Origin of the sequence: Labilibacter marinus, from assembly GCF_001659685.2 — a bacterium.
Lineage (GTDB): Bacteria > Bacteroidota > Bacteroidia > Bacteroidales > Marinilabiliaceae > Saccharicrinis > Saccharicrinis marinus.
Window position 1 is genome coordinate 1 of the sequence record NZ_LXYE02000077.1, and the last position, 1982, is coordinate 1982.

General features: G+C 32.5%; 2 protein-coding genes. Both read right to left on the reverse strand.

All coding sequences use genetic code 11. The annotated features are described in order from the left end of the window. Positions 1-200 precede the first annotated feature (200 nt). Positions 201-947 carry a hypothetical protein gene (locus tag A8L32_RS23220; RefSeq protein ID WP_075591661.1) on the reverse strand — a complete coding sequence of 249 codons (747 nt, stop codon included), beginning with the start codon at positions 945-947 and terminating at the stop codon, positions 201-203. A gap of 282 nt (positions 948-1229) precedes the next feature. Next, a partial coding sequence (locus A8L32_RS23225) for a hypothetical protein (RefSeq protein ID WP_233145525.1) occupies positions 1230-1982 on the reverse strand: 753 nt, incomplete at its 5' end.

Genomic DNA, 1982 nt, shown 5'->3' on the forward strand with positions numbered 1-1982 from the left:
AACGGCTACTTGGATGAACAGTGTGGAAATAAAACCCCAATCCACTTCCGAAATCCAGCTGAGCCAAAGCTTTTTATTGTGTTTGTATATTTTCATTCTAAACGGAATGAAAAGATTTGGCGGAAAGCATTTCGCCAAATCGCCTTCCAAATCACACCCGCCCCACATTGTTTATTCCAATTTGTTGGCAGCTGGTGTTTTTACATTTCAAATATTTCTTTCTTATTATCTTCAATCCATTTAATTAAATTTTCAAATGCGCTTTTTCTTCTGTCACAATAGTTCAACAAAGCAAATTTCCCATTTGAAACTAAAACAATATTTGGATATCTTCCCTTGTTTTTCTTTCTTTTGGTACTCTTACCCAGCGCACAGCTAACACTCAAAAACTCATTTAGTAAAACTTCAAATTTTTCTTCCATTTTATAAGTCATTAAGCGATAGTTTAAAAATCCTCTCCAAGGGTCATTTTTATATATTACAACCGAGCCTAATTTATAATCAAGTCTAATAGCTGCATTAGTAATAGTATATGTATTATGTTCTTCTTTTTCTGTGTGATATTCCACTTTGTATATATTGAAACTATTTTGTTGATTTATCAAGCTTTTCATTTCTTCATTTGAAACTTCCTCATAAATATTCTCAACTTCAACATCTTGGTGCGAATTTCTTAAATCTACCTCTTTAATAATGCTATCATTAAAATATGTATGCAAAATGAGGTCATAAGTCGTATTCTTTGATATCGGGATTCTCAATATATTTCTATATGGGTCATTTCCCGATTTTCCAACAATCGAATCTCCTTTCTTTACTACCACTTCTTTATAAAAGTTATAGGGTATAGAACTATCATCAAAATGTAAGGTCAACTTATTAGTTTTTCCTTGTCCCAGAATACTTAATGAGAATCCTAGTAATACTATAACTATTGGTATTTTCATAATAAGTTACTTTTCTTTTCTAGTCTGCCCCCTACACTTGCTGCCAACGGCTCGAATATGCGTAGTGCGGGATTTCAAGGCACTTCACTATCAAACCGCAATAATATTTATTAAATGCTTTAAAGTTCAAATTTACCAAATTGCCCCGTATTACGTATATTTATTGTTACCGCCTTTGCTTTATTATTTGTCATTATTTTTAAATCGCATATTTATCTTTGCATTTTTTTCATTATCAATACTTCTCAAATTTTACAGAACATGCAACAGTAATAAATTAGATTATGTAAGGTCTTTACTGTGAATATTAAAGTATGTTTGAACCTTTTCTATTTCAGAGACCAATCCTTCATTTATTTGGTGGAGGTTTTTTCGTAGTTGTGATACCTTATTTCCAAGATCGTTAGAGATTAAAAAAGAGGCGATTAATCCTGCGATGATCTCTTGTTCGAGGCTTTTTCTTTTTAAAGTTTTTAATTCATCCTTAGATAAAGAATCAACCTGAACGGAAAGCAAATCTCCATTTACGAATTGATGGATTATATCTGCGGAATCTAATTTTGAGAATAGGTATAGTCCAATATTTTCCATGTAGGATTTATGGTTTTGAAAAATTTCGTTAGGTGAAGTGTTTTCTGAAGCATCAATGCTGTAGTAAATGGCACCACTATCGAACGTTCGTTCTTCATCAATTTGGTAATCGTTATGTCTCAAAAGGAGTTCATCTGCTAACTTATTATTTGTATTACGATGTATTGTTAGATTTGGGGCACCTGGAAGTATTAAATCTTGAATTTTCTGTATCTGAGGAAACCGATATGTTAGCATTGGGATATAGATGATTTTCTTAGGTGTTTTATGATAAGGATACCAATAGACCTGTCTTTTTTCATCACTAAAGGTAGCGTGTTTAAGGTCAGCCTCCATTCCGAGTCCTTTATAGTACTCAGTGAGTAGCCTAAAGAGTTCCTTGTTTTTTTCTTTGAGGGATTCCATAGTTATTGTTTTTCTCATGTCGTTCTCTGCATTGGCGGT

Excerpts from the sequence above, each read along its gene's own strand:
- A8L32_RS23220 (WP_075591661.1), bottom strand. The coding sequence starts at position 947 with ATGAAAATACCAATAGTTATAGTATTACTAGGATTCTCATTAAGTATT.